The following is a 25,985-nucleotide window of genomic DNA, read 5'->3' as shown; positions in this document are numbered from 1 at the left end:
CCCGTGTAGGCGGCGACGCGTCGGAGAATGGCGGTGGCGCGGGAACTGTGTTCGGTATTCGAGCAGGCTTGAGCCACAAGGTGGCCTTTCTTCCTCGGCCGCCTACCGGGTTAGCTGTCGGGTTCGGGCAGGGAAGTGCGCCCTACCCGCGGAGGCCGGGCCTCCGCGGGATTCACCCCGTGCGTCGCTGGAGCCCGCTGAATGCGCGGACTGGGGGGACGACGCGGCTGGGTCCCCGGCCCGCACTGCGGTGTATCGCCCCGTACCGGAGAGAACGGGCGTCATGCGCAGCGCGGCTCGGCGGTCCGGACGGGTGGGTCTCTGGGGGAGCCCTGAGGACCCGACCGGAACAGGCGCCGACGCTAGTACAAGGTGACCCGCATCGCCAAGTCTTGTGTGAGGTGGGCCATGGGTCAGGATCGGACAGTGGTGATCCGCGGGGAGACAGGGCCACTATCCAGCGGGTTTATTGTCCGAACGGTCGACCCGGCGCTGGCCCGGACGTCGGGCGTGGGTGAGCGGGGCTCGGGTTCGGTGCCGCCCCCGGCTTCAACAGTGCCCGGCGGGTGCGACACGGCCGCCCGGTCGCGGCCGCGACGGCGGCCGAGACGGCGACCGAAGACGCCCGCCGAAACGACGTCAAACGGCGGCGCGACCGCCGAGCCGCGACCGGTCAGAAGCTCCTCAGGGACCTCGGCGGCGGCGGGGACTGGATCGCGGTCGCATCCGTCGCCGCGACCGCGCCCCCGATGTAGTCCCGCAGCTCCGCGCCCTCCAGCAGCCGGCACGGGAAGGCCGCGCCCGCGCAGCGGCGCCGCAGCGCCGCCACCGGCAGCTCGACGTCCGCCGCCACCGCGACCACGTTCCCGAACCGCCGTCCCCGCAGGACCGCCGGCTCCGCCATGACCGCCACGTGCGGCCACACCGCGCCCATCGCCGCCAGCGCCGGCTTGAGGAACCGCATCTGACCGCCGTCGCACAGGTTCACCGCGTAATGCCCGCCCGGACGCAGCACCCGCCGCGCCGCCGCCAGGAACTCGGTGCTCGTGACATGCGCCGGCACGCGCGCCTCGGCGTACACGTCGGTGATGATGAGCTCGTAGCTCGCCTCGGGGGCGCTCTCGACCGCCTCGCGCGCATCGGTGTGCCGGATCTTCACCTTGACCCCGCGCGGCAGCGGCGCCTCCGCCCGCACCAGCGCGACCAGCGCCTCGTTCGTCTCCACCGCCTGCTGGTACGAGCCCGGACGCGTCGCGGCCGCGTACCGCGCCAGCGCCAGGCCCCCCGCGCCCAGGTGCAGCACCCGCAGCGGCCGCTTCGGCTCCGCCATCGCGTCCACCAGGTAGGCGATCCGCTGCATGTACTCCGCGTCCAGATAGGACGGGTCGTCGAGGTCGATCGTCGCCTGGACCACCCCGTCCGCCAGCAGGTGCATCATGCTCGGACGGCGCGGGTCGCGGTCGATGCGCAGTCCCTCAGCCACGGCCGAGCCGCCGGGAAGACGAAGAAGTCGGGTTCGCTCTCACGACCCCATTGTGCCCGAAGGCCCCTGCTCGGCCTGCGTCCTGGCCGAGGCCGCGACGTGCGCGATGCGCCGCAGCGCCGCGAAGATCGTCTCGCCCAGCACCGTCGCCACCACCGCCTGCTCCACGTCGACGCCCTCGATCCTCGTCGCCTCCGCGATCGCCTCCATGTCCGCCGAGGCCAGCGCCGCCGCCGCGTCCGCATAATGGCCCAGGACCTCCTGCGGGTCGGGGTTCCCCAACCGGTAGAACGCCGTCAGCGCCGTCACCAGCGCGTCCCGGTAGTTCGGCGGCGCCACCTCGGCCCAGCCGTACTCGCCCAGCAGCTGGTCCACCGTCCGCTCCGCCGCCTCCGAGGTCCCCTCGCTCCCCAGGGAGAACTTCGGGTCCCGGTGCGTCGCCGCGAGGGCCGCGCCCATCGCCTGGAATCCCGACTCCGGATGGCGCGCAAGGACGGTCAGCACCTCGCCGATCTGCGCCACCGACAGCCCCGCCGTCTCCGACAGGGCCCTGATGAGCGTCAGCCGGTGCACGTGCCCGGGCCCGTACTCCACGGTGTTGCCCTCGACGTGCTCGCCCGGCTGCAGGAGGCGTTCCCGCAGGTAGTACTTGATGGTGGCGGCCGGAACGCCCGTCCGCTCCGACAGCTCCCCGATGCGCATACGAGGGAGTCTATGACGGAAAGCGCGCCCGCGTTACCGTTGAGCCACGGCAGGATCCCCCGCCCCCTCCCCACCTTATCCCGAAAGGCGTTGGTCTCTTGAGCGACCTTCGTACGGCGCTGCTTGAAGAACTGCGCGAGATCGCCGCGCGGCCCGTACCCGCCTTCGACCCCGCGCTGGCGGACGACTTCGCGGCCGACGGCCGGCGCCTGCCCTACGAGGCCCAGTACTTCGCCCGCCGGCGCCACCTCGCCGCGCTCGCCGTCGTCGGCGAGGGGCCCGCCCTGTCCTCACTGCTCAAGGACGTCTGCCAGGAGCGCTCCTGGGCCCTGCCCGCCCACTGGGGCATCGACTTCGACCCGCGCACCTGCGTCGACCTCTTCGCCTGCGAGACCGCCCAGACCCTCGCGGAGATCCTGCGCCTGCGCGACGACGTCGAAGGCGCGGCCGAGATCGAGGCCGAGATCCGCGAACGCGTGCTCGACCCGCTCTTCGAATCCGAGTTCCCGCTGTGGTGGGAGCTGCGGATCTCCAACTGGACCGCCGTGTGCGCCGGCGCCGCCGGCATGGCCGCCCTCGCCCTGGGCTACGACCTCGACCGCGTCCGCGGCCGCATCCTGCCCGCGCTCCAGAGCTACCTGTTCTCCTTCGGCCCCGACGGCGGCTGCGTCGAGGGGGTCGACTACTGGGTCTACGGGTTCGGCTACTTCACCTATTTCGCGGAGGCCTGGCGCGACGCCACCGGCGAGGACCTCCTCGCCGGCAACGAGGCGATCGCCGCGTTCCCCGCCCGCGCCCAGCTCTACCCCGGTTCGTTCGCGACCTTCGGCGACGCCGGGCCCGACACGCTCCTGCCCGCCGGCCTGCTCACGCGCCTGCACGACCGGCTCGGCGTCCCGCTGCCCGCCGCCGCCCGGACCCAGACCTTCGCCGACGACGCGTGCGCCCGCTGGGCCCCGCTCACCCGCACCCTCGAATGGGGCCGGCCCCTCGGCGACACGGTCGAGCCCGGCCGGGCGTTCCTCGCCGACGTCGGCTGGTTCGTCGAGCGCCGCCGCAGCGGCCGGCGCATGTGGGCGCTCGCGGTCAAGGGCGGCTACAACGACGAGCCGCACAACCACCTCGACCTGGGCTCGTTCCTCATCGCCGTCGACGGCGAGCAGCTCGTGTGCGACCCCGGCGCGGGCGAGTACACCGCCGCGTACTTCGGGGACGAGCGCTACGAGCAGGTCCACCCGTCCTCGGCGTGGCACTCGGTGCCCACGGTCGAGGGCGCCGGGCAGCAGCTCGGCGAGGACTCGCGCGCCGAACTGGTCGACACCGGCAACGGCGTCGAGGCGTACATCGACGCCTACGGCGACGGCGCGCTCATCCGCAAGTTCGCGTGGACCGAGGACACGATCACGTTGGAGGACTTCGGTCCTGAGATCACCGAGACGTTCGTCAGCCGCATCTGTCCCGAACTCGAGGGCGACCGCGCCGTGTGGGCGGGGGAGCGCGGCACGCTCGTCCTCCACGGCGTCAACCCCGAGGACGCCGTGATCGACTCGGTGGACACCACCGACCACCGCGGCGCGCCCGACCGGCTATGGGCGCTCCGCTTCGGCCTGAGCGGCGGCCTCCGCTTCGAGCTGCTCTAGGAGCCCGTCGGACTTCAGGCGCCGGCGGGCGGCCGCGATGGCCTCGCTGGTGTGCTCGAACAGCCGGCCCTGCTGCCACAGCGGCTCCAGGATGCCGAGGGCTTCGAGCGGTTTCGCGTGCACCGGTTCGAGACCGGAGAGGTAGACCGCTATGCCGCGGTGCTCCAGGCGTCGCACCGCGTCGGCGAGGACCGTCGCACCGGATGCGTCCATTGTGTACACGCGGCTCATACGCAGGACCACGACCCGCACGTCGGCGACGTCGAGGAGCTGGAGCAGGAACCGGTGGGCCGCGGCGAAGAACAGCGGGCCCTCCAGCCGGTAGGCCACGATGTGCTCGTGGAGCAGCGCGGCCTCCTCGTCGTGGTGGTCGGCCGGCTCGATCGGCTCCTCCTCGACGGACACGGACCTGGAGATCCGGCCCAGCGCCAGGAGCCCGGCGAGCGCGACGCCGACCGCGACCGCCCACACCAGGTCGAGGACCACGGTCGCGGCGAGGGTCAGCCACATGACGGCCGCGTCGGACCGCGTCGAGCGCGCCAGGGCGAGCATGGAGCCGACCTCGATCATGCGGATCGAGGTCGCGATGAGGACCCCGGCGAGGGCCGCGAGCGGGACGTGCGCGACCAGCGGGGCGAGCGCGAGCATCATGAGCGCCAGCACGAGCGCGTGCGTGAGCGAGGCGAGGCGCCCGGCCGCGCCCGAGCGGACGTTGACCGCGGTGCGCGCGAGCGCCCCCGAGGACGGCATGCCGCCGAAGAACGGCGTCACCAGGTTGCCCACGCCCTGCCCGAACAGCTCGCGGTCGGGGTTGTGGTGCTGGTCGACGGTCATGTTGTCGGCCACGGTGGCCGAGAGCAGGGACTCGAGCGCGCACAGGGCGCAGATCGCGATCGCGGCGGCCACCAGGTCGGGCATCTCGGCGAAGGCGAAGTCGAAGAACCCGGCTTCGGGGGCCGGGATCGTGCGCGGGAGCGACCCGATGACGCCGACTTCGAGGTGCGCGAACCAGGTCACGGCCGTGGCGGCGACGACCGCCAGGAGCGGGGTCGGGATCTGGGAGTGCAGGCGCGAGCCGAGCAGGACCGCGGCGGCGACCGCGAAGGCGACCGCGGGCGGGCCCCAGTCGGGCTCCGCGGCGAAGGCCGCGACCGAATCCCATGCGCCCGTGAGCAGGTGCGCGTTCTGCGCCGGCAGGCCGAGCGCGGGCGGCAGCTGCTGGATCGCGATGACGACGCCGACGCCCGCGGTGAAGCCCTCGACGACCGGGACGGGCACGTAGCGGGCGTACCGGCCCGCGCCCGCGACGGCGAGGGCGATGAGCATGAGCCCGGCCATGATGCCGACGAGCATGACGCCCGCGTGGCTGTGGGTGGCCGCGAGGGGGACCAGGACCACCGCCATGGTGCCGGTGGGGCCGGTGACCTGGAGGTTCGAGCCGCCCAGGAGCGCGGCGAGGACGCCGGCGATGATCGAGGTGATGAGGCCGGCGAAGGCCCCCAGCCCCGAGGCGATGCCGAACCCGAGCGCCAGCGGCAGCGCGACGACCGCGACGGTGAGCCCGGCGAGGAGGTCGGTGTGCCAGTGGCGCCCGGCGTGGGCGAAGTCGGACCGTTCGGGAAACAGCTGTCGGAAGCGTCGTCGTTTCGTGGCAGTCGTCTCTCGGGTGATGGTCATGAGGTGATTGTCCCGGATTGCGGTGTCGCGGCTCGCGTCCAACGCGCCGGTACGCCAAGGCGGTCAAGGGGAACCGCGCGGCGGCGGGGCCGCCGCGCCGAGGCGCGGCGAGCGTGCCGAACCGCCATCCGTCGGCGCCCTGAGGCGTCGGCGTCGCCCCGGCGTCGGGCGCGGGCGCCCATGCGCCGCCGCACGACACGTTCGGGTGACACGGGTGCCCGAGCGCGGCGTTCTCGTCGGACCCGGGCGGGAGAGTGGGTCCTACCTTTCCCCGCGGTGGGTGGGGCTGGGGATGGTAACCGGCTCCCACCCACTGCCGTAGGATCGCCACCGTGCGTGCGAAGGGTCTCGAAACGGCGATCCGCGCCGGCGGCGCGATCGTCGTCGTGGCGGCGGCGCTCCTCGCCGCGCTCATCGAGTCCTTCCTGGTGCCCTTCTACATCGGCGGCATCGCCGTGCCGCTCGCCGGCGCGCTCGCGTTCTTCTGGAACTGGGGCCTCGCCGCCCTCGGCGTGTGGCTCGTCCGCGGACGCTGGATCGTCGTCCTCACCGCCCTCGCCTGGTTCGCCGTGGTCCTCGCCGCCTCGATGCCCACCGCCGCCGGCTCGCTCGTGATCACCAGCGGCTTCAACGGCTACGCGCTGCTCCTGGCCGGCACCGCCGGAATCGCCGTCGCGCTGTGGCAGTATTTTCGTCCCAGACCGGCCACGACGCCCCGGCCCGCCGCCGGATCGCAGGCCCCGAAGCAAGCAATCCCCTCCGCCACGAAGGAGTCCCGACCGTGACCCTCCTCAGCCGCCTCCTCATGCCCCACTGGCCCTCCCTCTACGGGTTCGCCCTCGGCCTGATCGCCGCCAACCTCGCCGGACGGATCGCCTCGAACGTCTGGGGCGAGGGCACCGCCGTCGGCGACCTCGTCGGCGTCTACACCTTCGGCGCCATGGCCGCCGTCGCGGTCAGTGCCGGCATCTGGTGGGGCGTGCGCCGCCAGCGCCGCGAGATCACCGGTGAACTCCTCGTCGTCTTCCTGATCGCGGCGCTGTTCGCCGTCCTGGTCAACCCGCTCATCGCCCGCGTCGACTACCCGACGCTCGACGGCGTGTTCTCCCAGACCCTCATCTACTTCGCGCTGCTGGCCGTCTCGGGCTGGGTCGGCTTCCTCATCGTCATGGCCCTCGGCGTGGACGTCTACGGGCGCGAGCTCAAGGCCACCAAGATCGCCTTCGAGTTCAAGGCGAACCCGTCCCGCGCGAAGGCCGCCGAGGCCCGCTAGCGCCCGCGGTAGTGGTACCGGTAGCGCTCGGCGTAGCCGAGCCGCCGGTACATCGCCAGGGCCGCCTCGTTGCCGGTCTCGACCTGGAGCACGGCGCGCCGCGCGCCGACCCCGGCGCCCCACGCCTCCAAGGCCCTGAGGACCTCGGTCCCCAGGCCCTGCCTGCGGTGCCCCGGCAGCGTCCCGATGCCGCTGATCGCGACCAGGTCGCCCGCGACCGCGCCCCGGCCCCTCGCCGCCAGGACGCCCTCGCGCCGGATCTCCGCGTACCCGCGGTCGGGTCCGGAACCGAGGACCTTCGCGGCGACCTCGGCGCGGCCCCGGCCCGCCAGCTCCAGGAACCGCGCGCTCGGCGCGTCCCGGACCACGGCCTCGCCGCCGTACGCGACCGGCCCGATCGGGCGGACCAGGACGGCCGTTTCGGCTTCGGCCTCCCAGCCGCGCGCGGCGAGCTCCTGGTCGAGCCGCTTCGTCACGGGCCCGGCCGTCGCGATGAGCGGTCGCGCCCCGCGCTCGCCGTACCAGGCCTCCACCGCCGCGAGCGCCGCGTCGGTCCCGCCCTCGGGCGCCGTCAGCGCCAGCGCCGAGTTCGCGCGCCTGGTGTAGCCCTCGGCGTAGCGCAGGAGCCAGCCGCCCAGGTCGGCGGTCTCGGGCGCGGGCCAGGTCGCCGCGAGCGCCCGCTCGAGGCCGATGATCTCCGAGAACGGGGTCGGCTTCGGCGGGATCGGCCGGGCCGCGACCACCGCCGCGGCGTCAATGGTGACGGCTGCCCCTGTGGCGGGCAGCACGCGCCAGCGCTCCGCGCCGACCTCGATAAGCTCGCCCGTGATGTCCGTGAACCGGGGACCCGGTCCCACGCCGTCCAACCTGATCCGAACCGCCACGCGACGGCCTATATGTTCCGGTCCCAGCATCTGGCGCACCCCAAGCCTTCGGGTCTACAAATGGCATTGGCCTCCCCTCCCTCCGAGGAGGGAGCGTTCCGATCGGTCGCCCGATCGGCTTTCCTGTTTCAACGACGGTTGCCGCCGCGCTAGGAGCGCTTTGGTCTTACACCGTCTCCGCAGGCTGCAACCGCCAGTCCGGCGGCCAGAATGTTCTTTGCGGCGTTCACATCGCGGTCTTCGACATGTCCGCAGCTGTTGTCTCGGCATTTGAATGTCCGCTCAGCCAAGGAGACGGCCGCGTTGACGGTGCCGCAAGCGGAGCAGACTTTGGACGACGGGTAGAAGCGGTCGATCGCGATCAGTTCGCGGCCGTACCACTCGCACTTGTACTCCAGGAGGCGTCGGAAGGTCGCCCACGAGGCGTCGGCGATCGCCCTGGCGAGGCTGTGGTCGCCCATCATGCCGCGCACGTTCAGGTCCTCGATGCAGATCACTTGGTTTTCGCGAACCAGTCGAGTGGTGAACTTATGCATGGTGTCGAGCCGCCGGTCGGCGATCCGCGCATGTGCGCGGGCGAGCTGCAGTCTCGCCTTCTGGAAGTTCTTGCTGCCCTTCTGCTTGCGTGCCAGTTCCCGCTGGCGGTGTTTGATGCGTTCGCGGTCGCGGCGCTCATGCCGGGGGTTGGTGATCTTCTCACCGGTGGAGAGGGTGAACAGGCTCGAAAGCCCCGCATCGACGCCCACCGCCTCGGTGTGCTCGGGCAGAGTAGGAACGTCGGCTTCTACCAGGAGCGACACGAACCAGCGCCCGGCGCTGTCCCGCGAGATCGTCACCATCGACGGCGCCGACGCACGTGGGAGTGGCCGAGACCATTTCAGTCGCAAGAACTCAGAGTGCTTGGCGAGCTTCAAGCCCCCGTCTCGCCAGGTGAATGCCGACCGGGTGTACGTGGCTGACCCGGCAGTGCGCTTCCTCTTGAAACGCGGATAGTTCGTGCGGCCTTCCCAGAATCCCGCGTACGCGGATTGGAGATGCCTGAGCGCCTGTTGCAGTGGAACGGAAGAGACCTCGTTGAGGAAGGCGAGATCCTTCCGTTGCTTCCACTTGGTGAGCAGTGCCGAGGTCTGCGCGTAGTTGACGCGTTCCCTGCGCCGGTACCAGGCCTTGGTGCGTGCGTCAAGGGCCCTGTTGTAGACGAGGCGGACGCATCCGAACGTCCGCATCAGGTTATCGGCCTGTTCCGGCGTCGGGTAGCAGCGAAACCGGTACGCCCGCATCCTCGACTCGATCACCTTTACAGGTTACTCCACCTGTATGTAAAAGATGAACCAAGGGGCGGCTCTCACCATCCGAACCGACAGGAGGACCCGTCTGAGGGGCAGGCGCTAGGGTTTAGGCTCATCTCAGCGCAGTCCGCCCGATTGCGCGCTGTAGGAAGGACGACTCGTGACTTACGTAATCGCCGAGCCGTGCGTGGACCTGCTCGACAAGGCTTGCATTGAAGAATGCCCGGTCGACTGCATCTACGAAGGCAACCGGAAGCTCTACATCCACCCTGACGAGTGCGTCGACTGCGGTGCTTGCGAGCCGGTGTGCCCGGTCGAGGCGATCTTCTACGAGGACGACGTCCCCGAAGAGTGGGCCCCGTACACCAAGGCCGACGTGGACTTCTTCGACGACCTCGGCAGCCCCGGCGGGGCCTCCAAGGTCGGCAAGATCGACAGCGACGTCCCGTTCGTGGCCGAACTGCCCGCGAAAGAGGAGTAGCCGCGATGGCGCTGCGCCGCCTCCACAGCGCCTCCCCGGCACGGCGGCTGCCGCGCTTCCCTTGGGACCGCATGGCCCCCTTCAAGGAACGCGCGGCGGCCCATCCCGGCGGCCTGGTCGACCTCACCGTGGGGGCCCCGGTCGACGAGGTGCCCGAGGTCGTCAGGCAGGCGCTCGCCGAGGCGGCCGCGAGGCCCGGTTATCCGACCGTGGCCGGCCCCGAACCGCTGCGCGAGGCGATGCGCTCGTGGCTGCACCGCCACACCGGCGTCGCCGACGACGTGGCGGTCCTGCCCACCGTGGGCTCGAAGGAACTGGTCGCGAACCTGCCGTTCCAGCTGGGCGTCGGCCCCGGCGACGCCGTCGCCTACCCCGAGATCGCCTACCCCACGTACGAGATCGGCGCGATCCTCGCCAAGGCCCAGGCGCTGCCCGTGGCCGACCCGCGCGACGCCGCGGGCTCGCGGCTGCGACTGGCCTGGATCAATTACCCGACCAACCCGACCGGCGAGGTCGCCTCGGTCGAGCACCTGCGCGGGCTGGTCCGCTGGGCCCGCGACGGCGGCGTGGTCCTCGCCAGCGACGAGTGCTACCTGACCCTCGGCTGGGACGAGGAGCACCCGCCGGTGTCCGTCCTGGACCCGCGCGTCAACGACGGCGACCTCACCGGCCTCCTCGCCGCGCACTCGCTGTCCAAGCGCTCCAACCTGGCCGGGTACCGCTCGGCGTTCCTCGCCGGGGACCCCGAGCTCATCGCCGACCTGTTGGAGATCCGGCGCCACGCGGGCTTCATGGTCCCCTGGCCCGTCCAGCAGGCCACGATCGCGGCCCTGCACGACGAGTCGCACGCGATCGAGCAGCGCGCCCGCTACGAGCGGCGCCGCGACGTCCTGCGCGGGGCGGTCGAAGCCGCCGGGTTCCGCATCGACCACTCGGCCGCGGGCCTGTACCTGTGGGCCACCCGCGACGAGCCGTGTTGGGACACCGTGTCCTGGCTGGCCGAGCGCGGCATCCTCGCCGCGGCGGGGGAGTTCTACGGCGCCAAGGGGAACCGCCACGTGCGGCTGTCCCTGACGGCGACCGACGAGGCGCTCGCGGAGGCCGCGCAGCGCTTGAAGTAGCGCTTGAAGCGATGCCGAGCGCGCGCTCGCGACACCGTCCGGAACAACGTCGGGCACGGCACAGGGCCCGCAGCAGGATGCTGCGGGCCCCGCTCACGGCTGCCTCGGCTACTCGGCCGGCAGCGGCGCCGGCGGCAGGTCGGCAGGCGGGTCGACCGGAAGGTCCGGAGCCTGGTCCTGGAGCACCGTCAGCACCTGCTGGCAGATGTCGTTCAGCGCCCCCACGTCGGGCACGGCCGGCAGCGGCGCGCCCGGCAGCGGCGGCAGCTGCTCGGCCTCCGCGGGCAGGTCCGGAACCGGTGCGTCGGCGGGCAGGAGCGCCTGCACGTCGGTGAGGCACTGCTGAAGGTCCAGCAGGGCCTGCGGGTCGGGCAGTCCGGCCGGCGGATCGACCGGCAGCGGCGGCAGCTGCTCGCTGCTCACCGTCTCGACCTGCTCGACCTCGGCGGCGCTCACCGCCGGCGCGGCGGCGAGCATCGCGAACGGGACGGCCGCCCCGATCACGACCATCCGCCAGGTCGTCCGTGACTTCGTGGTGGTTGACTGCTTGAACATGGACTCGGCCATGAGGATTGCTCCCTGGTTCGTCGGCTCTCGGCTCAGGTGCGGCCTCGTGGACCGCCGGTGGGGGCGGTCCGGCCGCCCTTCGACGCCGAGACGTCTACTTTCCGAAGGACCTTAATCACTCACGGTGAAGTCTCGTGTGGATTCGGTGAAACCGGACGTCACCAAAGTCGCAATTTGAACATATTCGCCCCCTCGACCAGCGGGAACAGGACCGCGTGTCCAACGTCCGATAGTCGACAATCAACCGAGAACCCCGTGGCGGTTGTCGGTGGGGTCGGCGACACTGGTCGAGTGACCGAATCGCTCCTGATCGGCCGCGCGCACCAGTCCGCGGCACTGCGCACGACCGTCGAACGCACCGTGGCCAGCCACGGCGGCCTCGCCCTCATCACCGGCGAGGCCGGCATCGGCAAGACCGCCCTCGTCACCGACGTCGCCGCGGCCCACCGCGGCGACCTCACCGTCCTCTTCGCCACCTCCTGGGAGTCCGAAGCCGTCCCCGAGCACTGGCTGTGGATCCAGGTCCTGCGCTCGCTGCGCGCCCGCCTCGGCGACGAGGACTGGCGCGCCCTGCACCCCGCCCCCGCCGTCGACGCGCTCCTGGGCCGGGGCGACGGCGCCCCGCCCGCCGACTTCGAACTCCACGACGCCGTCACCCAGCTGCTCATCGGCGCCTCCCAGCGCGGCCCGCTCCTGATCGTCCTCGACGACCTCCACTTCGCCGACTCCGGCAGCATCGAACTGCTCAAGTTCGCCTGCCAGCACACGTTCTTCGAGCGCATCCTGTTCGTCGGCACCTACCGCGACTCCGAGATCGACCCCGGCCACCGCCTGCGGGCCCGGATGCTCCCGCTCGTCGCCAAGGCCACGATGATCGGCCTCGACGGGCTCGACGAGGACGGCGTCGCCGCCCTCGTGCGCAGCACCGTCGGCGACGCCCCCGACGCGGCCACCGTCGCCGAGATCACCCGCCGCACCGGCGGCAACCCGTTCTTCGTCGAGCAGACCGCCCGCCTGTGGGCCTCGGGCCAGCCCGTCGACGCGACCACCGCCGGCATGCGCGACGCCCTCCAGCGCCGCATCGACCAGCTGCCCCGGCCGCTCGTCCGGATGCTCACCCTCGCCTCGATCGGCGGCCGCGAATTCCACGCCGCCGTCATGTCCCAGGCCTCCGGGCTCGACCTCCACGAGATCGAGGGCGCGCTCGACGCCGCCTGCCAGACCCGGCTCGTGCGCCGCGAACCCGACCGGTACGTCTTCGTCCACGACCTCGTGCGCGAGACCCTCTACAACACCATGAGCGGGGCCGAGGCCGCCCACCACCACGGTTGCGTCGTCCGCGCCCTCGTCGCCGACGAATCGCTCCAGAAGCTCATGCTCACCACCGAGATCGCCCACCACGCCTGGCTCGCCGGCGACGACCTCGACCCCGAGACCGCCGTCGAGTTCCTGGCCCGCGCCGGCGTCGAGTCGAACAGCTGCCTCAGCATCGGCGGCGCCGAGAAGTACTACCGCCGCGCCGTCGAGCGCTGCACTCCCGCGATGCGCCGCAGGCGGGTCCTGCTCCGCCTCGACCTGGCCGGGGCCGTGCGGTGGCTCGGTCGCGAGGACGAGGCCCGGCGCATCTACGACCTTGCCCTCGACGAGGCCGAGGAGTCGGGCGACCCGATGCTGCTCACCCGCGCCGTGATGGACGTCCCCCAGGACCAGCGCCTCGACGAGCTCGCCCGCCTCAAGGCCGACGCGCTGGAGGGCCTGGCCGGGAAGGCCCCCGAGCCCGGCCTGGACCACGACGAACTCACCCGCAAGCTGCTCTTGCAGTACATGGTCGCCGCCCGGCGGTCGGGCTCCGACGAGGACATCTCCTTCGGGCTGTGGGCCACCCACGCCTCCAACTGGGGCCCCGGCACCGCCGCCCAGCGGCAGTCCATCGTGGAGGAGCTCACGGAGATCACCCGCCGCACCGGCGACATGGAGATGCGCCTCCTCGCCTCCTCGCTCCGCTGGGTCGTGCTCCTCGAACAGGGCGACCCCGCCTACCGGGGGCAGCTCGCCGAGTTCTGCGCGCTCGCCGAGAACAGCGACTCCGAGCGCTGGCACGGCGGCGCCCACATCGACCGGGCCATCGTGGCCATGCTCCAGGGCCGCTACGACGAGGCCGCCGACCACATCGAGCACTCGCACTACATGGCCGAAGGCGACCGCTCCTACACCGACCTGGTGAACCACCTGCGCTGGGAGCTCCAGCTCGCGCGCGGCGAGGCGCCCGAACTGGCGCCCGACCACGTGAACTCCTCCTTCGGGGTGTGGCACGCCGACCTGCTCTCGGGCATCACCGCGCTGCAGCGCGGCGAGATCGACCGGGCCCGCCGCGTCAGGGACCGCCTCGAACCGGAGGCCGACCTGTACGGCTCCTGGGAGTCGCTGCGGCTGCGCTTCGCGTCCGAACTGGCCGTCGCCGAAGGCGACGCCGAAGCCGTCGCGCGGCTCCGCGAACGCCTCGCGCCCCACGAGGGCGAATGGCTCGTCGCCATGTGGGGCACCAGCATCAGCGGGCCCGTCAGCCACTGGCTCGGCACGCTCGCCGCGGCCGCGGGCGACACCGGCCGCGCCGCGGCGCACTTCAAGGCCGCCGCCGAACAGGCCGACCTGCTCGACGCCGCGCCCTGGGCCGAGATCGCCCGCGCCGCCGCCGCCGAGCTCGCGGTCCCGCCCGCGCCGCAGGCCACCGCGAACGGAGCGGTCTTCCGCCGCGAAGGATCCACGTGGACCCTCGCCTACGCCGGGCGCGTCGTCCACCTCCCGCACACCAAGGGCCTGGCCGACCTCCACCGCCTCCTCTCGCAGCCCGGCGTCGAAGCCGCCGCCGCCGACCTGCTCGCCGGATACTCCGGCGACCACGGCGGCGAGACCGTGGCCGCCGACGCCAGGCTCGGCGGCGACGACCTCCTCGACCCCGAGGCCCGCGCCCGCTACCGCGAGCACCTGGAGACCCTCGACGAGCAGATCGACACCGCCGCGGCCCTCGGCGACGACGCCCGCACCGCCGCGCTCGACGCCGAACGCCAGGCCCTCATCGACCACCTCAAGGCCGCCACCGGCCTGGGCGGGCGCTCCCGCAGGCTCGGCGACAACCACGAGCGCGCCCGCAAGAGCGTCACCAACCGCATCCGCAACACCCTCAAGAAGATCGAGGACGGCCACCCCGCCCTCGCCGACCACCTCAAGGCCGCCGTCGCCACCGGCGCCGCCTGCGTCTACCGCCCCGGCGCCGACGCCCCCGACTGGCGGCTCTGACACCCGCGCAAGCGAAGAGGCCGGGCGGGACTGCTCATGCTCACGTCGCGAGCATCGAGTCCCGCCCGGCCTCGCCGGGTGTTTTCAGTAAAGCCCTACCTGCGGTTGTAGGCCCTGATGGTCAGGAACCCGAACACCGCGATGAACCCGCCCGACCAGATCAGCGTCGTGAGCACCGAACCGGAGTCGACGTTCCCGTCGAACAGGCCCCGCACCCCGTCGACCAGCTGGCTGATCGGCGTGTTCTTCACGACCGGCTGGAGCCAGCCGGGCATCGTCGACGGGTCCACCATGATGTTCGACAGGAACGTCAGCGGGAACATGATCGACATCGAGATGGACATGACGGTCTTCTCGGAGCGGGTGATCAGGCCCAGCCACGTCCACACCCACGAGAACGCGAAGCAGAACACCAGCAGCAGCGCCACACCCAGCAGCACGCCCGCCGCGCCGCCATCGGGCCGGTAGCCCATGACCATGCCCGTGCCGAACATGATCGCCCCGGCGGCGGCGTAGCGGAACAGGTCCGCCAGCAGGTACCCGACCATGGGCGCGGGCCGCCAGATCGACAGCGTCCGGAACCGGTCCGACACGCCCTTGTTGATGTCGATGTTCACGCTCATGCCCGTGTACATCGTGGTCATCACGATGCTCATCACCATGATGCCCGGCAGCAGGAACTGCAGGTAGTCGACGGTGCCGCCCGCGATCGCCCCGCCGAACAGGTACGTGAACATCAGCAGCATCATGATCGGGAAGATCAGGATGTCGATCAGCTGCTCGGGCACGTGCTTGATCTTCAGCATCGAACGCCAGGCGAACACCCTCGCCGACGTGAACGCGCTCGGCGCGGGCGGGCGCTCGCCCGTGGCCAGGAGCCGCTTCAGGTGCTCCTTCTCGACCGGGGCCGGAGCATCGGCATCGGACTTGGTATCGGTCTGCGTAACGGTCATTGCGGTTTTCCTTCCTTGAAGTCCGTGCGGCTCAGGCTTGAACGCGGTTGGTGAGGGCCAGGAACACCTCGTCCAGGCTCGGCTGGCCCAGCGAGAAGTCGTCCACGAGGACGCCGGCGCGGGCCAGCTCGCCCAGGGCTTCGGCGCCCTGCGCGGCCGTGTCCCGGCCGGGCGAGAGCCGCGCCGTGACCGACACCGGGTCGTCGTCGAGCTCGACCTCGGCGCCCAGCGCCTCGGCGAGGACCTTCTGCGCGTGCACGCGCTGGTCGGCGTGGTGCAGGCGCACCCGGATCGAGCCCGCGCCCACCGAGGACTTGAGCTGGCCGGGGGTGCCCTCGGCGATGACCCGGCCGGTGTCTATGACCGCGATGCGGCCCGCGAGCTGGTCGGCCTCCTCCAGGTACTGCGTCGTCAGCAGCACCGTGGTGCCCTCGGCGACGATCGTGCGGACCACGTCCCACACCTGGTTGCGGCTGCGCGGGTCCAGGCCCGTCGTCGGCTCGTCCAGGAACAGGAGCTTGGGCGTCACGATGATCGACGCGGCGATGTCGAGCCTGCGGCGCATACCCCCGGAGAAGGCCTTCACCTGCTTGCCGGCGGCATGGGACAGGCCGAACGCCTCCAGCAGCTCCGCGCCGCGCTCCCGCGCGGCCGGCTTCGCGTACCCGTAGAGGCGCGACAGCAGGATCAGGTTCTCGATGCCGGTCAGGTCCTCGTCCAGCGACGCGTACTGCCCGGTGAGGCTCACCTGGGACCGCACCGCGGCGGCGTCGGCGAGCAGGTCGCGGCCGAACACGGTCGCGTTCCCGGCGTCCGGACGCAGCAGGGTGGCCAGCATCCGCACCGTGGTGGTCTTGCCGGCGCCGTTCGGGCCCAGCACGCCGTACACCGTGCCGGCCGGGACCTCCAGGTCCACGCCGTCGACGGCCTTGACGTCCTTGAAGTGCTTGACGAGCCCTTCGGCTCGGATCGCGAGGTCGCGCTGCGACATGTTCGCCTCCTGGATGATCGTTAGCGTTGCTCTCACCCGGAAGGCGCTACACGCCCGCCACGTCCGCCGCTACATCCGATGTAGCGGCGGCGGGACGACGAAGGGGAGGACCCGAAGGCCCTCCCCGAAGCGCGACGCGAACGTCAGTCCTTGAGGTGCTTGGGGCGCACCACCAGCCAGAACAGGAGCGCGCCCACACCCGAGGCGACGCCGATCGCCGCCGCCGTGGTGTTCCACGCGCCCGGCAGCTCCAGCTCGTAGAACCGCGCGAACGGCGGCACGGCCAAGACCACGAGGAACGCCGCCGCGCAGCCGCCCACCAGGAGCGCCTTCCACCACGTGTACGGCTTCGCCACGATCGCCAGCGCCGCCAGCGCCAGGCAGAACAGCGTGATCGCGGCCGTGGTCTGCGGCAGCTGCGAGTCGTAGCCGTCGTGCGCGAGCGCCGCCAGGTAGACCACGAACGTCGGCACCGCGCAGCAGATCCCCGCCGGGATCGCGAACTTGAGGACCCGCTTGACGAACCCGGGCCGGGCCCGGTCGAACGTCGGCGCCAGCGCCAGGAAGAACGCCGGGAGCCCGATCGTGAACAGGTTGATGAGCGACTGGTGGATCGGCAGGAACGGGTACGGCAGGGGGTCGCTGCCCGCGATCCACGCCGAGATCGCGCCCACGGCGATGAACAGCGCCAAGGCGATCGCGTAGACCGTCTTGGTCAAGAACACGTTCGAGACCCGCCCGATGTTGCCCAGCACCCGCCGGCCCTCGTTCACCACGTGCGGGAGCGTCGCGAACTCGTCGTCCAGCAGCACGACCTGCGCGACCGACCTGGCCGCGGCCGAACCCGAGCCCATCGCGATGCCGAGGTCGGCGTCCTTGAGCGCCAGCACGTCGTTCACGCCGTCGCCGGTCATCGCGACCGTGTGGCCCCGCGACTGGAGCGCCTTCACGAACGCCTGCTTCTGGTGCGGCTTGACCCGTCCGAAGATCGTGGCCCGCTCCAGCAGGTCCGCGAGCTCCTCGGGGTCCTCCGGGAGGCGCCGGGCGTCCACGGTGTCGGCGGCGCCCTCGACGCCGAGCTGCGCGGCGACCGCGCCCACGGCGGCGGGGGAGTCCCCGGAGATGATCTTGACGGCGACGCCCTGGTCCTTGAAGTAGGCGAGGGTCGCGGCGGCGGTCGAGCGCAGGCGCTGGCGCAGGACCACCAGGGCCTGGGCCTTGACGCCCGTGACGCCGCCGGTGGTCGAGGCCGACTCGGCGGTGACCAGGGCCAGCACCCGCAGGCCCTGGGCCGCGAGCATGTCCGCTTCGAGGGCCATCGGGTCGCCGGCGTCGAGGAGCACGTCCGGCGCGCCCAGGAGCCAGGTGCCGTGGTCGGTGAAGCGGGTGCCGCTCCACTTGCGGGCGGAGGAGAACGGCATGACGTCGATGACGCGCCAGTTCGGATCGGGGGCGCCCTGCTCGCCGAGGTGGGCGGCGACGGCCTGCATGGTCGGGTTGGGGCTGTCGTCGGCGGCCGCCAGGGCGGCGAGCGCGTCGGTGACCGAGTCCCCGTCGGCGCCGTCGATCGGGCGGATCTCGTCGACGTCCATGCCGCCCTCGGTGAGCGTCCCGGTCTTGTCCAGGCACAGCACGTCGGTGCGGGCGAGCCCTTCGATCGCGGGCAGCTCCTGCACGAGGCATTTGCGGGCGCCGAGGCGGATGACGCCGACGGCGAACGCGACCGAGGTCAGCAGCACGAGGCCCTCGGGGATCATCGGCACGATCCCGGCGACCGTGCGGACGATGATCTCGCGCCAGTTGGCGGCGTCGGCGAGCTGGCTGACGATGAGCAGCAGCGCGATCGGCACGATGAGCCAGTTGATGAGCTTGATGAAGCGGTTGATGCCCTCGCGCAGCTCCGAGCGGGCCAGGGTGAACTTGCTGGCCTCCTCGACGAGCTTGGCGGCGTAGGAGTCGGCGCCGATGTGCTCGGCCCGGAACAGTCCGGTGCCGGCGACGGCGAAGGAGCCGGAGCGGACCTCGTCGCCGGGGGTCTTCGCGACCGGGTCGGCCTCGCCGGTCAGCAGCGACTCGTCGATCTCGAGGTTGCGGGACTCGACCACGGGGCCGTCGACGACGATCCGGTCGCCCGGTTCGACGTAGACCAGGTCGTCGCGCACGATCCGGTTCGGCTCGATCTCCTGGACCTCGCCGTCGCGCAGGACCTTCGCGTTCGACCGGTTCATCAGCGAGAGCTTGTCGAGGGTGCGCTTGGCGCGCAGCTCCTGGATCGTTCCGATGAGGATGTTGGCGATGATGACGCCGGCGAACAGGCCCTGCTTCAGGCCCTCCAGGAGGCCTTCCTCCATGGCGGTGAAGCCGATCGCGATGGCGGCGAGCACGCCGATGACGGCGTTGAGCGGGGTGAAGAGGTTCGCGCGGAGGATCGCCGAGAGCGGGCGGCTGGTGTGGCGTTTCGCCTCGTTGACGTCTCCGGCCTCGATGCGCTCGGCGACCTCGGCGGCGGTCAGGCCCCGGTCACCTGCCAGCATGGGTGTTGTCACGTCGACAGCTTATGCGACAGATGCCGTGATGTATCACCGCCGAAGGACCGAGGGTCCCGTTTCGGGCCTCCTCCTTCCGGCCGAGGCGAGACGGCCCCCACGCGGGCGAATCCGATTGCGCCCCGGCGGGGTGCGGCCCGTAGAATCCCTGACCATGGCCAATGTACTCACACCGCAGGGCGAGGACTTTCCTCGCTGGTACCAGGACGTCGTCGCCAAAGCCGAGCTGGCCGAGAACGGTCCGGCGAAGGGCTCGCAGGTGATCCGACCGACCGGGTTCGCGCTGTGGGAGCGGATGGTCGACGAGATGGACGACCGCATCAAGGAGACCGGCACGGAGAACGCCTCGTTCCCCCTGCTGATCCCCGAGTCGTACTTCCAGCGGGAGGCGGCCCACGTCGAGGGCTTCGCGCCCGAGCTGTGGATGGTCACGCACGGCGGCGGCAAGGAGCTCGAAGAGAAGCTCGCGATCCGCCCCACCTCGGAGACCATCATCGGCGAGTACATGGCGAAGTGGGTCAACTCGTACCGCGACCTGCCCCTACTGCTCAACCAGTGGTGCAACGTCATGCGCTACGAGCTGCGCACCCGCCTGTTCCTGCGCTCCTCGGAGTTCCTCTGGCAGGAGGGCCACACGGTCCACGAGTCCTATGAGGACGCGCACGCCTTCACGCTGCGCATCCTCCACGACGTCTACGCCGACTTCATGGAGAACGTGCTCGCGCTGCCGGTGCTGCGCGGCATCAAGACCGAGGCCGAGCGCTTCGCCGGGGCCCTGAACACCTTCGGCGCCGAGGTCCTCATGCGCGACGGCAAGGTCCTCCAGATGGGCACCTCCCACGAGCTGGGCCAGAACTTCGCGAAGGCCTTCGACATCCGGTTCCAGGGTTCCGACGGCAAGCAGCAGCTCGGCTGGACGACCTCCTGGGGCACCTCGACGCGCATGGTCGGCGGCCTCATCATGGGCCACGGCGACGACGCGGGGCTGCGCGTCCCGCCGAGGCTCGCCCCCGTCCAGGTCCTCGTCATGGTCGTCAAGGACTCCGACGAGGTCCAGTCGGCCGCGAAGAAGGTCTACGACGAGCTCAAGGGCGACGGCCTGCGCGTCAAGCTCGACCACCGCGGCGACGTGGCCTTCGGCCGCCGCGCCGTGGACGCCGAGCTCAAGGGCTACCCGGTCCGCATCGAGATCGGCCCCCGCGACCTCAAGAACGGCGAGGCGACCGTGGTCAGCCGCATCGAGGGCACGAAGCAGACCATCCCGCTCGGGATGCTCGCCGAGGCCGTCGCCGCCGCGCTCGAGGCCGCCCAGATGAAGCTGTGGGACGAGGCCCTGGAGTTCCGCGAGACGCACACGACCGACGCCGCCACGGTGGACGAGGCGATCGAGGCCGCCCAGCACGGCTACGCGCGCCTGCCGTGGGACGCCTGCGGCGTCGAGGGCGAGAAGCGGGCGGCCGGCTCGGCCGTCACGGTCCGGGTCCTGCAGCGCGAGGACGGCACCGTGCCCGACTCCCTGGATGAGTCCGGTCTCATCGCGTACCTGGCCCGGTCGTACTGATCGCCCGGTGCGCTAGACTCTGACGCTGTACATGAGCTTTGGGACGGAAGCCCTCTCAACTACCGTGACGCAAGGCCAAGTTTCGGCGTGAACGCAATCCGGAGTGATTCCCCTGGAAAACGTGCGCGCCTACGTGATCCTTACAACAGGAGTAACAAAACGTGGCAGTGAAGATTCGCCTCACGCGAATGGGGAAGATCCGTACTCCCCAGTACCGCATCGTCATCGCCGACTCGCGCGTCAAGCGCGACGGCAAGGTCATTGAGAACGTCGGGATCTACCACCCGAAGGAGAACCCGTCCCGGATCGAGGTCAAGTCCGACCGCATCCAGCACTGGCTCTCCGTGGGCGCCCAGCCCTCGGACACGGTCAAGGCCATCCTCCGCAAGACCGGCGACTGGCAGCAGTTCAAGGGCCTGCCCGCGCCGGCCCCGCTGAAGGTCGCCGAGCCGAAGCCGGAGAAGGACACCCTCTACGTGGCCGCCCTCAAGGAGTCGGGCATCGACCCCTCGAAGGCGTACGTCTCGGAGGAGGCCGTCAAGGCCGCGCCGAAGTCGAAGAAGTCCGCCGCCAAGGCCGACGAATCGGCTAAGACTGAAGAGGTCGAGGCCCCCGCCGACGAGGCCTCTGAGACCAAAGGGGAGTAATCGTGCTGCGACCGGCGCTTGAACACCTTGTCAAGGGCATCGTCGACCATCCGGACGACGTTCGTGTCCGCCTGGTCGACTCCCGCCGCGGCAAGCGGCTCGAGGTCCGGGTCAACCCGGACGACCTCGGGACGGTGATCGGCCGTGGCGGCCGCACCGTGAACGCGCTGCGCCAGGTCATCGGCTCGATCGGCGGCAAGGGCATTCGTGTCGAGGTCGTCGATTCCTACTGAGTCATCCGCTAGACAAGTTCACGGCTTGCAAGCTGCGCCGTGAGTGGCCCCGAGGATCATCCTCGGGGCCGTTGCGCTGTCCCCCCGCGAAGCCTGCGCGCCGCGTCGGCACTGGAGAGAGGTTCCCATGACAGAGCTGGTGGTCGGCCGCATCGTGCGCCCGCACGGGCTGCGCGGCGAGGTCGTCGTCGAAGTCCGCACCGACGATCCCGAGGCCCGGTTCCAGCCCGGCGTCGAATACCGGACCAAGGGCGGGCAGCTCAAGGGCGCCCCGCTCACGGCCGTGACGGTGCGCTGGCACCAGGGCCGGCCGATGATCGGCTTCGAGGGCCACTCGGACCGCAACGCGTCCGAGCTGCTGCGCGGCGTCGTCCTGAGCGTCGAGGTCGAAGAGGAGGAGCTGGTCGCCGACGAGGACGAGGTCCACGACACGCTGCTCATCGGCCTCATCGTCGCCGACCTCGAGGGCGCCGAGATCGGCACCGTGCAGCGCGTCGACCACGGCGCGGCCTACGAGACGCTCGTGGTCAAGCGCAAGGGGCGGACGCCGGCGCTCGTCCCGTTCGTCGCCGACATGATCCGCGAGGTCGACGTCGAGGCCGGGATCATCACCGTCGACCTGCCGCCGGGCCTGCTGGAGCTGTGATGCGTTCGGAGCTCTCATGAAAATCGACGTCGTCTCCGTCTTCCCCGAGTACCTGCAGCCGCTCGACCTCTCGCTCATCGGCCGCGCCCGCGAGAAGGGCCTGATCGACCTCGGCGTCCACGACCTGCGCCGCTGGACCCACGACGTCCACCACTCGGTCGACGCCGCCCCCGCCGGCGGCGGGGCTGGGATGGTCATGAAGCCGCAGCCGTGGGGCGAGTGCCTCGACGAGCTCGTGTTCGACGCCGGCGAGGCGCGCCCGCGGCTGCTCGTGACGAGCCCCGCCGGGCGGCCCTTCACGCAGGCGATGGCCCGCGAGCTGGCGGCCGAGCCGTGGCTCATGTTCGCCTGCGGCCGCTACGAGGGCATCGACCAGCGGGTGGTCGACTACGCGGCCGATCGTATGGAGGTCACCGAGGTCTCCATCGGCGACTACGTGCTCTTCGGCGGCGAGGTCGCCGTCCTGGCGATCGTCGAGGCCGTGGCGCGCCTGGTGCCCGGGGTCCTCGGCAACGCCGCGTCCCTGGACGACGAGTCGCACAACGCCGGGCTCCTCGAGGCGCCCGCGTACGCCAAGCCCGCCGAGTGGCGCGGCCACGCGATCCCGCCGGTCCTCCTCTCGGGGGACCACGGCAAGGTCGACCGCTGGCGCCGTGACCAGGCCCTCCTTCGCACCGCGGCGGCCCGTCCGGATTTGCTGGAGCGCCTGGACCCGGGTAGCCTCGATCAACGTGACCGGCGCCTACTCGAAGGGGCCGGGCTCGCCCTTCCCGAGCAGGGTGTGGCAGAGTAGGTGAGTTCCCGTGACGTGCCGTTCGTTCAAGCGGTACCTCTCCCGGCAGGACTTCTGAACTTCCGTATCAACAAAGGTTGCAACCAATGAACATTCTGGATGAGCTGAACGCCGCCTCCATGCGCGCCGACCTGCCGGACTTCCGTCCCGGCGACACCGTCAAGGTGAACGTCCGGATCCAGGAAGGCAACCGGTCCCGTGTCCAGGTCTTCCAGGGTGTCGTCATCCGCCGCCACGGCGCGGGCATCGGCGAGACCTTCACGGTCCGCAAGCTGAGCTACGGCATCGGCGTCGAGCGCACCTTCCCGGTCCACGGCCCCATGGTCGACTCGATCGAGATCGCCATGCGAGGCAAGGTCCGCCGCGCGAAGCTGTACTACCTGCGCGACCGCAAGGGCAAGGCCGCCAAGATCAAGGAGAAGCGCGAACTCTAAGGCGCTCTCCGCGGGCCCTGAACGGGCCCGCCGCAAGACTTCTGGAAGCCCCGGGCACTCGCCCGGGGTTTTTCATTGCGCGCCGGATTCGGCTACCCTCAGCACATGAGTCCTGGTTCTCCCGGCGGGGACAAGGGCGCCCGCCGCATCGACTGGAGCCGACTCCCCGGTCCCGGCGGGGACGGGTCCCCGCCGCCCGCGAATCCGCGGTGCTCCGGCCCGCCGCCCGGCAGGCTGCCCAGCGGCCCGGTCGCGGGCGCGCCCAGGGCCACCGGACCGCTCGTGCCCGGCCTGGACGCGACCCGCCCTCTCCGCAGGACCGAGGGCCCGACCGGCCCGCGCGACCGCGTCCCGCCCCCGGTGGACCGGGTAACGGCCGAACGCGAGCGCGTGTCCGCCGCCCACGACCGCGTCAGCGCGGCCCACGACCGCGTGTCGGCCGCCCACGACCACGTCGGCACCGGGCGCGACGACTCCGGCGAGCACAAGGCCGCCAAGGAGTCCGAGAGCCGCCTCTCGCAGCCGCACAAGCGCCAGTACCTGTCGCTGTGGATCGAACTGCCGCTGCTGCTGGTCGTCGCGTTCTCCGCGGCCGTGCTGCTGCGGACCTTCGCCGTGCAGCCGTTCTACATCCCCTCCGGCTCGATGGAGCAGACCCTCCAGGAGGGTGACAAGGTCCTGGTCCTCAAACTCACCACGACGCTGCGCAGCCCCCAGCGCGGCGAGGTGGTCGTCTTCCGCGGGACCGACAGCTGGGACCCGGAGTACCGGCCCGCCGGCGGCGACGACGGCCTGGTCGGCGACCTCACCACCGGCGTCCTCGACCTCATCGGCCTGGCCGAGCCCGACGAGAAGGACTTCATCAAGCGGGTGATCGCCGTCGGCGGCGACACCGTCACGTGCTGCGACGCCGACGGCAACGTCGTCGTCAACGGCGTGTCCCTCCACGAGGGGGACTACGTCTACGACGACGCGCCGCTCGACGTCGCGCCCGGCACCTGCCATTCGCGCCTGTTCGACGAGGTCACCGTGCCCGAGGGCGAGGTGTGGGTGATGGGGGACCACCGCGGGAACTCCAAGGACTCCCGCTGCCAGGGCCCGGTGCCGGTGGAGAACATCATCGGCCGCGCGATCGCCCTGGTCTGGCCGACCGACCGCGCCACCGAACTGGAGATCCCCGCGGCCTTCGACGTCCTCGAAGGCACCTCCGGGACCGCCGCCGAAGAGGGCGAACCCGCCGCCGACGGCGCTGTGCGCGAAGGCGTCCCCGCCGCCTGGGGCACCTACTGGAACCCGCCGCCCGCCTTGCCCGCCACCGGGACGGGCGGGCCTGGGGCCGGAGCGCGAGCGCGTAGACTCGCACCGTGATCGAAGAAGGGCAAGCGCCCGGCGCCGACGGCGAGCGCGCCGAGGAATCCTCCGAAAAGCAGCAGCCCAAGAAGAAGGGATCGTTCTGGAAAGAACTGCCCATCCTCCTGGGCGTCGCCATCCTGGTGGCGATCGTCGTGCGGACCTGGGTCGTCCAGACCTATTACATCCCCTCGGGCTCGATGGAGAACACCCTCCAGATCAACGACCGAGTGCTCGTCAACAAGCTCGTGTACGACTTCTCCGAACCCGAGCGCGGCGAGATCATCGTCTTCACCGCACCCGAGTCGTGGCGCTCGGTCATGGAGGAGGACGAGTTCATCAAGCGGGTAATCGCGATCGGCGGCGATCACGTGGTGGCCGACGAGGAAGGCAACATCTCGGTCAACGGGGAACCCCTCGAAGAGGAGTCCTACCTGTACACGAACCCGCTGACCGGCGAGCAGGACGTGCCCTCGCAGGACCCGTTCGACGTGGTCGTCCCCGAGGGGCGCCTGTGGGTCATGGGCGACCACCGCTCGGCCTCGGGCGACTCGCGCGAGCGCTTCATCCGCACCGGCGGCGACGTGGAGTCCTCGACGATCCCGGTCGACGCGGTCATCGGGAAGGCCTTCGTGCTGTTCTGGCCCTTCAACGACTTCAACTGGTTCTCGGTCCCCTCGACCTTCGACGACGTCCCCGAACCGTCCTGACCATGCTGCGGCCCGCCCCTTCCCGGATGCGCCGCGACGGCGACCTCTACGCGCTCGAGGCCGCGCTGTCGCGGCGAGGCCTCGGCCCCGTGGCGGGCACCGACGAGGCCGGGCGCGGCGCGTGCGCCGGGCCGCTGGCCGTGGCGGCCGTATGCCTGCCGCCGAACGCGCGGCTGGACGAGCTCAACGACTCCAAGCTCCTCACCGAGGCCGCGCGCGAGCGCGTCTTCGAGCGGCTGCGGCGGGCGAAGGCCGCGATGAGCGTCGTCCTCTACGGTCCGCGGGAGATCGACCGGCGCGGCATCGGCGTGTGCAACCTGGAGGGCATGCGGGTCGCCGTGGCGCGGCTGCCCGTGCGCCCGGGGTTCGTGCTCACCGACGGGTTCCCCGTCCCCGGCCTGCCCGGCAGCCTCGGCGTCGTCAAGGGCGACCGGACCGCGGCCTGCGTGGCGGCGGCGGGCGTGGTCGCCAAGGTGACCCGCGACCGCCTCATGGCCGAGCTCGACCTGGACCACCCCGGATACGGATTCGCCGTCCACAAGGGATACGGCACCGCGGCCCACGACGCGGCCCTGCGCGCGAGGGGACCGTGCGAGCAGCACCGCCTCTCGTACGCCAATGTCGCCGTGCACGCCGTACCCGCCCCGACCTGATACGGGTTTGCCGGGGCCTCGCAGGGTGAATCCCGGACCCGCGAAGGCCAGCCC

Annotated in this window: 24 protein-coding genes and 1 riboswitch; of the genes, 15 read left to right on the top strand and 9 right to left on the bottom strand. The window is 71.3% G+C overall.

What is annotated here, in order from left to right; genetic code table 11:
- Nucleotides 1-84: 84 nt before the first annotated feature.
- Nucleotides 85-268, bottom strand: a riboswitch (cyclic di-AMP (ydaO/yuaA leader).
- A 405-nt stretch (nt 269-673) separates the two neighbouring features.
- Both BLQ63_RS25435 and BLQ63_RS25430 read right to left on the bottom strand, forming a co-directional pair.
- Nucleotides 674-1,483, bottom strand: coding sequence for a spermidine synthase (locus BLQ63_RS25435; protein WP_091040345.1), 810 nt, complete (start codon nt 1,481-1,483; stop codon nt 674-676).
- 39 nt (nt 1,484-1,522) lie between these two features.
- A complete protein-coding gene (locus BLQ63_RS25430) occupies nt 1,523-2,185 on the bottom strand; it encodes a MerR family transcriptional regulator (protein ID WP_091040344.1) in 663 nt (220 codons plus the stop codon).
- Between the two features lie 98 nt (nt 2,186-2,283).
- Between BLQ63_RS25430 and BLQ63_RS25425 the strand changes: the two genes are divergently transcribed.
- Complete coding sequence (locus tag BLQ63_RS25425; RefSeq protein WP_091040343.1) at nt 2,284-3,825, top strand: heparinase II/III domain-containing protein; 1,542 nt, start codon at nt 2,284-2,286, stop codon at nt 3,823-3,825.
- Here the strand turns inward: BLQ63_RS25425 and BLQ63_RS25420 are convergent.
- Nucleotides 3,772-5,502, bottom strand: coding sequence for a SulP family inorganic anion transporter (locus BLQ63_RS25420; protein WP_091040371.1), 1,731 nt, complete (start codon nt 5,500-5,502; stop codon nt 3,772-3,774). The two genes, BLQ63_RS25425 and BLQ63_RS25420, sit on opposite strands and share 54 nt — an antisense overlap.
- A 332-nt stretch (nt 5,503-5,834) precedes the next feature.
- Between BLQ63_RS25420 and BLQ63_RS25415 the strand changes: the two genes are divergently transcribed.
- Nucleotides 5,835-6,287 (top strand): hypothetical protein, encoded by a 453-nt coding sequence (locus BLQ63_RS25415; RefSeq protein ID WP_091040342.1) that lies wholly within the window; start codon nt 5,835-5,837, stop codon nt 6,285-6,287.
- The gene (locus BLQ63_RS28650; RefSeq protein ID WP_091040341.1) at nt 6,284-6,775 is read left to right on the top strand and encodes a hypothetical protein; all 492 of its coding nucleotides are present in this window, start codon (nt 6,284-6,286) and stop codon (nt 6,773-6,775) included. The genes BLQ63_RS25415 and BLQ63_RS28650 overlap by 4 nt, the downstream gene beginning before the upstream one ends.
- Here the strand turns inward: BLQ63_RS28650 and BLQ63_RS25405 are convergent.
- Together BLQ63_RS25405 and BLQ63_RS25400 are read right to left on the bottom strand one after the other, a co-directional pair.
- Nucleotides 6,772-7,689 (bottom strand): GNAT family N-acetyltransferase, encoded by a 918-nt coding sequence (locus BLQ63_RS25405; RefSeq protein ID WP_290428039.1) that lies wholly within the window; start codon nt 7,687-7,689, stop codon nt 6,772-6,774. The genes BLQ63_RS28650 and BLQ63_RS25405 overlap by 4 nt on opposite strands.
- Before the next feature lie 119 nt (nt 7,690-7,808).
- Nucleotides 7,809-8,954 carry an RNA-guided endonuclease InsQ/TnpB family protein gene (locus BLQ63_RS25400; protein WP_091040339.1) on the bottom strand — a complete coding sequence of 382 codons (1,146 nt, stop codon included), beginning with the start codon at nt 8,952-8,954 and terminating at the stop codon, nt 7,809-7,811.
- Between the two features lie 154 nt (nt 8,955-9,108).
- On the opposite strand from BLQ63_RS25400, the gene fdxA reads away from it, so the two are divergent.
- Together fdxA and dapC are read left to right on the top strand one after the other, a co-directional pair.
- Nucleotides 9,109-9,429: a ferredoxin gene (gene fdxA / locus BLQ63_RS25395; protein WP_091040338.1), complete on the top strand. Its 321-nt coding sequence runs from the start codon at nt 9,109-9,111 to the stop codon at nt 9,427-9,429.
- Between the two features lie 5 nt (nt 9,430-9,434).
- A complete protein-coding gene (gene dapC, locus BLQ63_RS25390) occupies nt 9,435-10,550 on the top strand; it encodes a succinyldiaminopimelate transaminase (RefSeq protein WP_091040337.1) in 1,116 nt (371 codons plus the stop codon).
- A gap of 108 nt (nt 10,551-10,658) precedes the next feature.
- Here the strand turns inward: dapC and BLQ63_RS25385 are convergent, their stop codons facing one another.
- Nucleotides 10,659-11,117 carry a hypothetical protein gene (locus BLQ63_RS25385; RefSeq protein ID WP_091040336.1) on the bottom strand — a complete coding sequence of 153 codons (459 nt, stop codon included), beginning with the start codon at nt 11,115-11,117 and terminating at the stop codon, nt 10,659-10,661.
- A gap of 291 nt (nt 11,118-11,408) precedes the next feature.
- Here BLQ63_RS25385 and BLQ63_RS25380 point away from each other — a divergent pair, with 291 nt between their 5' ends.
- Complete coding sequence (locus BLQ63_RS25380; RefSeq protein WP_143015089.1) at nt 11,409-14,414, top strand: ATP-binding protein; 3,006 nt, start codon at nt 11,409-11,411, stop codon at nt 14,412-14,414.
- Nucleotides 14,415-14,509: 95 nt separating this feature from the next.
- Here the strand turns inward: BLQ63_RS25380 and BLQ63_RS25375 are convergent, their stop codons facing one another.
- The 3 genes from BLQ63_RS25375 to BLQ63_RS25365 form a co-directional block, all read right to left on the bottom strand.
- Nucleotides 14,510-15,367: an ABC transporter permease gene (locus tag BLQ63_RS25375; RefSeq protein WP_091040334.1), complete on the bottom strand. Its 858-nt coding sequence runs from the start codon at nt 15,365-15,367 to the stop codon at nt 14,510-14,512.
- 31 nt (nt 15,368-15,398) lie between these two features.
- Nucleotides 15,399-16,358, bottom strand: coding sequence for an ATP-binding cassette domain-containing protein (locus BLQ63_RS25370; protein WP_091040333.1), 960 nt, complete (start codon nt 16,356-16,358; stop codon nt 15,399-15,401).
- Between the two features lie 143 nt (nt 16,359-16,501).
- On the bottom strand, nt 16,502-18,904 hold the full coding sequence (locus BLQ63_RS25365) for an HAD-IC family P-type ATPase (RefSeq protein WP_143015088.1): 2,403 nt from the start codon (nt 18,902-18,904) through the stop codon (nt 16,502-16,504).
- A gap of 154 nt (nt 18,905-19,058) precedes the next feature.
- Here BLQ63_RS25365 and proS point away from each other — a divergent pair, with 154 nt between their 5' ends.
- The 9 genes from proS to BLQ63_RS25320 all read left to right on the top strand — a co-directional run bounded on the left by proS (nt 19,059) and on the right by BLQ63_RS25320 (nt 25,931).
- On the top strand, nt 19,059-20,465 hold the full coding sequence (gene proS / locus BLQ63_RS25360; protein ID WP_091040331.1) for a proline--tRNA ligase: 1,407 nt from the start codon (nt 19,059-19,061) through the stop codon (nt 20,463-20,465).
- 161 nt (nt 20,466-20,626) lie between these two features.
- On the top strand, nt 20,627-21,112 hold the full coding sequence (gene rpsP, locus BLQ63_RS25355) for a 30S ribosomal protein S16 (protein ID WP_091040330.1): 486 nt from the start codon (nt 20,627-20,629) through the stop codon (nt 21,110-21,112).
- A complete protein-coding gene (locus BLQ63_RS25350; RefSeq protein ID WP_091040329.1) occupies nt 21,112-21,345 on the top strand; it encodes an RNA-binding protein in 234 nt (77 codons plus the stop codon). Before rpsP ends, BLQ63_RS25350 begins: the two co-directional genes overlap by 1 nt.
- A gap of 127 nt (nt 21,346-21,472) precedes the next feature.
- A complete protein-coding gene (gene rimM / locus BLQ63_RS25345) occupies nt 21,473-21,991 on the top strand; it encodes a ribosome maturation factor RimM (protein WP_091040328.1) in 519 nt (172 codons plus the stop codon).
- Nucleotides 21,992-22,007: 16 nt separating this feature from the next.
- Nucleotides 22,008-22,784: a tRNA (guanosine(37)-N1)-methyltransferase TrmD gene (gene trmD, locus BLQ63_RS25340; protein WP_091040327.1), complete on the top strand. Its 777-nt coding sequence runs from the start codon at nt 22,008-22,010 to the stop codon at nt 22,782-22,784.
- 86 nt (nt 22,785-22,870) lie between these two features.
- Entirely contained in the window at nt 22,871-23,218 is a 348-nt protein-coding gene (rplS, locus tag BLQ63_RS25335; RefSeq protein ID WP_091040326.1) for a 50S ribosomal protein L19, read from the top strand.
- 105 nt (nt 23,219-23,323) lie between these two features.
- Entirely contained in the window at nt 23,324-24,586 is a 1,263-nt protein-coding gene (gene lepB / locus BLQ63_RS25330) for a signal peptidase I (RefSeq protein ID WP_091040370.1), read from the top strand.
- Nucleotides 24,583-25,278 carry a signal peptidase I gene (gene lepB, locus BLQ63_RS25325; RefSeq protein WP_218125499.1) on the top strand — a complete coding sequence of 232 codons (696 nt, stop codon included), beginning with the start codon at nt 24,583-24,585 and terminating at the stop codon, nt 25,276-25,278. Before lepB (BLQ63_RS25330) ends, lepB (BLQ63_RS25325) begins: the two co-directional genes overlap by 4 nt.
- Nucleotides 25,279-25,280: 2 nt before the next feature.
- Complete coding sequence (locus tag BLQ63_RS25320; protein ID WP_091040325.1) at nt 25,281-25,931, top strand: ribonuclease HII; 651 nt, start codon at nt 25,281-25,283, stop codon at nt 25,929-25,931.
- Nucleotides 25,932-25,985 lie beyond the last annotated feature (54 nt).

The sequence above is a fragment of the Glycomyces harbinensis genome (genome assembly GCF_900101745.1).
GTDB classification, from domain to species: domain Bacteria; phylum Actinomycetota; class Actinomycetes; order Mycobacteriales; family Micromonosporaceae; genus Glycomyces; species Glycomyces harbinensis.
This window is presented reverse-complemented; position numbering and strand designations above follow the sequence as displayed.